The sequence below is a fragment of the Staphylococcus sp. EG-SA-2 genome, assembly GCF_017152085.1.
Genome location: NZ_JACYHC010000404.1, coordinates 1 through 6,496 on the forward strand (window position 1 = coordinate 1; position 6,496 = coordinate 6,496).

Genomic DNA, 6,496 nt, shown 5'->3' on the forward strand with positions numbered 1-6,496 from the left:
CCTTAAAACTTATTCTTTTGTGTAGTAAGTGCGTTAATAGCCTTGATCTAACTTATCAATCTTACCTTTACGATAAAATGATTTAGCAATATATCCAAATGGTACATTGAAAACTGTTGAAGCTAATTTTAATACGTAAGTTGTAATAAATATTTCAAATACAACTGTACCAGGTAAACTTCCGATAAAAGCGATAGCTACAAATAAAGCTGTATCAATTATTGAGCTTAAAAATGTACTACCATATGCACGGATGAAAAACGTTTTATCAGAACTAAATACTTTTTTAATTAGTGAAAAGATAAATACATCAATATGTTGACCAATAATATATGCGACAATTGAGCCTAAAGCAATACGTGGCACAACATCAAAGATTGCGTGTAATGCTTTTTGTGCCATATCTTCTGGTGCAGGAATAAAATGTAATGACAATTGCATAACAATAATCATAATTAATGTTGATGAAAAGCCTAACCAAACTGCTCTTTTTGCAACTCTACGCCCATAAATATCATTTAAAATATCTGTTGCTAAATAAATAGAAGCAAACATGACATTACCTAAAGTTGCTGAAATACCAAAGATTTCTACAGTTTTAATCACTTGTATGTTGGCAATGATTGTGCCAATTGCAACCCATGCAATTAAACCTTGTTTACCAAAAAAGCGATACATAAGTACCATAAGTACGAACGTTGCAATAAACGTAACTAGTCCTAAAATTTCATTATACATATTAAAATGTCCTCCTAAATTTTGATCATGCGGGTGTTTAGAAACCGCTCAATAAATAACTTACTCATTTTACTGAAAAATCGTTTGCGATGCAATAGCATTTGAATATAAATACATTTTACGTATAGAATTGTAAAAGGTTTTATTCAAATCTTAGGGTCAAAAATGTTATAATATTTTTATGTCAAATTTAAAACAGTAACACTTATTTACAAGGTTGCAATATTTTGAAGTAATAAAGGAAGTGTCGCGTATTTTAACTTTTTCAGAGCAAAATGCACTCGCGAAAATAGATGATTTAATGAATACTTATTGCAATCAATGTCCAATCAAAACTCGTCTGCGTAAATTAGAGGGGAAAACGAAGGCGCATCATTTTTGTATCAATGAGTGTTCAATAGGGAAAGAAATAAAACAATTAGGAAATGAACTTCAATAGGAGGAAGTCAAATGAAAATTATATCTATATCAGAAACACCGAACCACAACACAATGAAGATTACACTTAGTGAAAGCAGAGAAGGTATGACATCAGATACGTATACTAAAGTTGATGATTCACAGCCAGCATTTATTAATGACATCTTAAAGGTTGAAGGCGTTAAATCAATTTTCCATGTTATGGACTTTATTTCAGTAGATAAAGAAAATGACGCAAATTGGGAAACAGTATTGCCAAAAGTAGAGGCTGTATTCGAATAAATTTTTCATCAACTAGTATTCGGGGGGAATAAAGTATATGGAAATTTTACGTATAGAGCCAACACCAAGTCCAAATACAATGAAAGTTGTTTTGTCATATACAAGAGAAGACAAGTTATCTAATACTTATAAAAAAGTAGAAGAAACACAACCAAGATTTATAAATCAGTTGTTATCTATAGATGGTATCACTTCCATTTTTCATGTCATGAACTTCTTAGCTGTTGATAAGGCACCAAAAGCTGATTGGGAAGTCATATTACCTGATATTAAAGCTGCTTTTTCTGATGCGAATAAGGTTTTAGAATCTGTAAATGAACCTCAAATTGACAATCATTTTGGTGAAATTAAAGCTGAATTATTAACTTTTAAGGGTATACCGTATCAAATTAAGCTAACTTCTGCTGACCAAGAATTAAGAGAACAATTACCACAAACATATGTTGATCATATGACTCAAGCGCAAACAGCACATGACAATATTGTTTTTATGCGTAAATGGCTAGATTTAGGAAATCGCTATGGAAATATTGAAGAAGTAATGGATGGTGTCCTAGAAGAAGTGCTAGCTACCTATCCAGAATCACAGTTACCCGTATTGGTAAAACATGCTTTAGAAGAAAATCACGCAACTAATAATTATCATTTCTATCGACATGTCTCTTTGGATGAATATCATGCAACTGATAATTGGAAGACTCGATTACGAATGTTAAACCATTTTCCAAAGCCGACTTTTGAAGATATACCGCTACTTGATTTAGCTTTATCTGATGAAAAAGTACCGGTTAGACGTCAAGCGATTGTATTATTAGGTATGATTGAAAGTAAAGAAATTTTACCGTATTTATATAAGGGGCTTCGTGATAAAAGTCCTGCTGTAAGAAGAACAGCAGGGGATTGCATAAGCGATTTAGGGTATCCAGAGGCACTACCAGAAATGGTGCTACTATTAGATGATCCACAGAAAATCGTTAGGTGGCGTGCTGCTATGTTTATCTTTGATGAAGGTAATGCAGAGCAGCTTCCCGCACTAAAAGCCCATATTAATGACAATGCGTTTGAAGTTAAATTACAAATTGAAATGGCCATATCTCGTATTGAAAACGGAGATGAGGCACTTGGTTCAGTATGGAAACAAATGGCAAACAGAACAATTTAATTGGAGGAATTAAATATGAATGCATATGATGCTTATATGAAAGAAATTGCGCAACAAATGCGTGGCGAATTAACTCAAAATGGTTTTACAAGTTTAGAAACGAGCGAAGCAGTATCGGAGTATATGAACCAAGTAAATGCTGATGACACTACTTTTGTAGTTATTAACTCTACATGCGGCTGTGCAGCTGGATTAGCAAGACCAGCTGCAGTAGCAGTTGCAACACAAAATGAACATAGACCTACAAATACAGTTACAGTTTTTGCTGGGCAAGATAAAGAAGCAACTGCTACAATGCGAGAATTCATTCAGCAAGCACCATCTAGTCCTTCGTATGCTTTATTCAAAGGTCAAGATTTAGTTTATTTTATGCCTAGAGAATTTATCGAAGGTAGAGATATTAATGACATTGCAATGGACTTAAAGGATGCCTTTGACGAAAATTGTAAATAGTACACATAAATAAATATAAAGGTTAACACATTTTATAATATTAAAAATGGTGTCTGTCATTGAAAATAGAGAATATAGTTGTATTCTATTTGTTAAATAAAGTCCGTTTTTACCAACTATATTTTCTAGAAATTTAACTGTTTTAATAGGACATCAAACATAATATTCAAATCATGTGTTAACCTCTTTTTTAAAATTTTTTAGCATTAAAGTTATAGATTTGGGTAAACAATTACCAATTGGAAACATATATCACGTTACGATGTGGTAGGTACTTAATCAGCATTTTATAAATAAAGTAACGGAATTCATGATATTAATATCATATTCCTAAAATGAGTGATAACAAAATGCTACATAAAATTAAGTTATATCAAACTAAATATACATACTATAAATAATGAAAATGAGGTGTTATCGCATATGTTGAATTCATTTGATGCAGCATATCACAGTCTTTGTGAAGAGGTTTTAGAAATAGGAAATACACGAAATGATCGCACAAATACAGGTACGATTTCGAAATTTGGTCATCAACTTCGCTTTGACTTATCTAAAGGATTTCCACTATTAACGACAAAGAAAGTTTCTTTTAAATTAGTAGCAACCGAATTATTATGGTTCATTAAAGGAGATACAAACATCCAATACTTATTAAAATATAATAATAATATTTGGAACGAATGGGCTTTTGAAAATTATATAAAATCAGACGAGTATAACGGTCCAGATATGACAGATTTCGGGCATCGTGCATTGAGTGATCCTGAATTTAACGAACAATATAAAGAACAAATGAAACAATTTAAGCAACGTATTCTTGAAGATGATACTTTTGCGAAGCAATTCGGTGATTTAGGAAATGTTTATGGTAAACAATGGCGAGATTGGGTTGATAAAGATGGTAATCATTTTGATCAACTTAAAACAGTAATTGAACAAATTAAGCATAATCCAGATTCAAGACGACACATCGTATCTGCATGGAATCCAACAGAAATTGATACAATGGCACTTCCGCCTTGTCATACCATGTTCCAGTTTTATGTCCAAGATGGTAAGTTAAGTTGCCAGTTATACCAACGTAGCGCAGATATCTTTTTAGGTGTGCCATTTAATATCGCAAGCTACGCTTTATTGACACACCTTATTGCCAAAGAATGTGGACTTGAAGTAGGAGAATTTGTGCATACATTTGGAGATGCACATATTTATTCAAATCATATTGATGCGATTCAAACACAATTAGCACGTGAAAGCTTCAATCCTCCAACATTAAAAATTAACAGTGACAAGTCTATTTTCGACATAAATTATGAAGATTTGGAAATTGTTGACTATGAATCACATCCAGCAATAAAAGCTCCAATAGCAGTGTAGTCATTGCATAGTTAGCTAACCATATAGACATCAAAATGACATCATAGTATTTTCAAGTGCAAAAAAGTACTTTTTTGTGTTAAACGTTTTCATAAATTATGCAAAATCATTATTTCTATCACACTTTATGATAAAAATTGTGTTAAATTAAAGATAACTTAGTAATAAAAAATGAAATGATAGAAGAAGGAGGATAATTATGACTTTATCCATTCTAGTTGCACATGACTTGCAACGAGTAATTGGTTTTGAAAATCAATTACCTTGGCACCTACCAAATGATTTGAAACATGTTAAAAAATTATCAACAGGTCATACTTTAGTAATGGGTCGTAAGACATTTGAATCGATTGGTAAACCACTACCGAATCGTCGAAATGTTGTACTTACTTCAGATACAAGTTTCAACGTAGAGGGCGTTGATGTAATTCACTCTATTGAAGATATTTACCAACTACCGGGCCATGTTTTCATATTTGGAGGGCAAACATTATTTGAAGAAATGATTGATAAAGTGGACGACATGTATATTACTGTTATTGAAGGTAAATTCCGTGGTGATACGTTCTTTCCACCTTATACATTTGAAGACTGGGAAGTTGCCTCTTCAGTTGAAGGTAAACTAGATGAGAAAAATACAATTCCACATACCTTTCTACATTTAATTCGTAAAAAATAAGGGGGAAAACGACCATGACAAAACAGATTATAGTAACAGACTCAACATCCGATTTATCTAAAGAATACTTAGAAGCAAACAACATTCATGTAATTCCTTTAAGTTTAACTATTGAAGGAGCTTCATACGTTGACCAAGTAGATATTACATCAGAAGAATTTATTAATCATATTGAAAATGATGAAGATGTAAAGACAAGTCAGCCAGCCATAGGTGAATTTATATCTGCTTATGAAGAACTAGGAAAAGATGGCTCTGAAATCATAAGTATTCATCTTTCTTCAGGATTAAGTGGTACATATAACACTGCTTACCAAGCAAGTCAAATGGTAGATGCTAATGTAACTGTTATTGATTCAAAATCTATTTCTTTTGGTTTAGGGTATCAAATACAACACCTAGTAGAGCTTGTAAAAGAAGGTGTCTCAACTTCTGAAATAGTTAAAAAGTTAAATCATTTAAGAGAAAACATTAAATTATTTGTAGTTATAGGGCAATTGAATCAATTAATTAAAGGTGGCAGAATTAGTAAAACAAAAGGTTTGATTGGTAATCTTATGAAAATTAAACCAATTGGTACACTTGATGATGGTCGCTTAGAGCTTGTGCACAATGCGAGAACTCAAAATTCTAGTATCCAATACTTGAAAAAGGAAATTGCTGAATTTATAGGAGATCATGAAATCAAATCCATTGGTGTCGCACATGCTAACGTCATTGAATATGTTGATAAATTGAAGAAAGTTTTTAATGAAGCTTTTCATGTGAATAATTACGATATAAATGTAACTACACCAGTTATTTCTGCACATACTGGTCAAGGTGCGATTGGCCTCGTAGTCCTTAAGAAGTAAATTTAATCTTTTCAGTGTTAATTACTTCCATTTCAATCCTTTATAGACTAAATTTATAATTAGATAGATAGAGGAGGTAATTCATATGACAAAAGAATATGCAACATTAGCAGGAGGATGTTTCTGGTGCATGGTTAAACCATTTACATCATATCCAGGCATCAAGTCAGTCGTATCTGGTTATAGTGGCGGTCATGTTGACAACCCAACTTATGAACAGGTATGTACGAATCAAACCGGCCATGTCGAAGCAGTACAAATTACGTTTGATCCAGAGGTTACTTCCTTTGAAAATATATTAGACATATATTTCAAAACATTTGACCCAACTGATGATCAAGGGCAATTTTTCGATAGAGGCGAAAGCTATCAACCAGTCATTTTCTATCATGATGAGCATCAGAAAAAGGCTGCTGAGTTTAAAAAGCAACAATTAAATGAACAAGGTATTTTCAAGAAACCAGTGATTACACCTATTAAACCATATAAAAATTTCTATCCAGCTGAAGACTACCATCAAGATTATTA

The 6,496-nt window shown here is 32.3% G+C and carries 9 protein-coding genes; 8 read left to right on the forward strand and 1 reads right to left on the reverse strand.

Features of this window, described 5'->3' with window-relative positions; translation table 11 throughout:
- Window positions 1-33: 33 nt before the first annotated feature.
- Window positions 34-738 (reverse strand): queuosine precursor transporter, encoded by a 705-nt coding sequence (locus tag IDG60_RS03975; RefSeq protein WP_000282171.1) that lies wholly within the window; start codon window positions 736-738, stop codon window positions 34-36.
- A gap of 244 nt (window positions 739-982) precedes the next feature.
- On the opposite strand from IDG60_RS03975, the gene IDG60_RS23910 reads away from it, so the two are divergent.
- The 8 genes from IDG60_RS23910 to msrA all read left to right on the forward strand — a co-directional run.
- Window positions 983-1,177: a zinc-finger domain-containing protein gene (locus IDG60_RS23910; RefSeq protein WP_001795441.1), complete on the forward strand. Its 195-nt coding sequence runs from the start codon at window positions 983-985 to the stop codon at window positions 1,175-1,177.
- 11 nt (window positions 1,178-1,188) lie between these two features.
- The gene (locus tag IDG60_RS03985) at window positions 1,189-1,440 is read left to right on the forward strand and encodes a NifU N-terminal domain-containing protein (protein WP_000691942.1); all 252 of its coding nucleotides are present in this window, start codon (window positions 1,189-1,191) and stop codon (window positions 1,438-1,440) included.
- Between the two features lie 37 nt (window positions 1,441-1,477).
- Entirely contained in the window at window positions 1,478-2,602 is a 1,125-nt protein-coding gene (locus IDG60_RS03990) for a virulence factor (RefSeq protein ID WP_000404645.1), read from the forward strand.
- Window positions 2,603-2,617: 15 nt separating this feature from the next.
- Window positions 2,618-3,055: a bacilliredoxin BrxA gene (brxA, locus tag IDG60_RS03995; protein WP_000995287.1), complete on the forward strand. Its 438-nt coding sequence runs from the start codon at window positions 2,618-2,620 to the stop codon at window positions 3,053-3,055.
- A gap of 423 nt (window positions 3,056-3,478) precedes the next feature.
- Window positions 3,479-4,435 carry a thymidylate synthase gene (locus tag IDG60_RS04000; RefSeq protein WP_000934894.1) on the forward strand — a complete coding sequence of 319 codons (957 nt, stop codon included), beginning with the start codon at window positions 3,479-3,481 and terminating at the stop codon, window positions 4,433-4,435.
- 199 nt (window positions 4,436-4,634) lie between these two features.
- Window positions 4,635-5,114: a dihydrofolate reductase gene (locus IDG60_RS04005; RefSeq protein ID WP_000175746.1), complete on the forward strand. Its 480-nt coding sequence runs from the start codon at window positions 4,635-4,637 to the stop codon at window positions 5,112-5,114.
- Between the two features lie 14 nt (window positions 5,115-5,128).
- On the forward strand, window positions 5,129-5,968 hold the full coding sequence (fakB2, locus tag IDG60_RS04010) for a fatty acid kinase binding subunit FakB2 (protein ID WP_000166059.1): 840 nt from the start codon (window positions 5,129-5,131) through the stop codon (window positions 5,966-5,968).
- An 85-nt stretch (window positions 5,969-6,053) separates the two neighbouring features.
- Window positions 6,054-6,496, forward strand: a 443-nt coding sequence (gene msrA, locus IDG60_RS04015) for a peptide-methionine (S)-S-oxide reductase MsrA (protein ID WP_206160514.1), incomplete at its 3' end; no start/stop codon positions are given.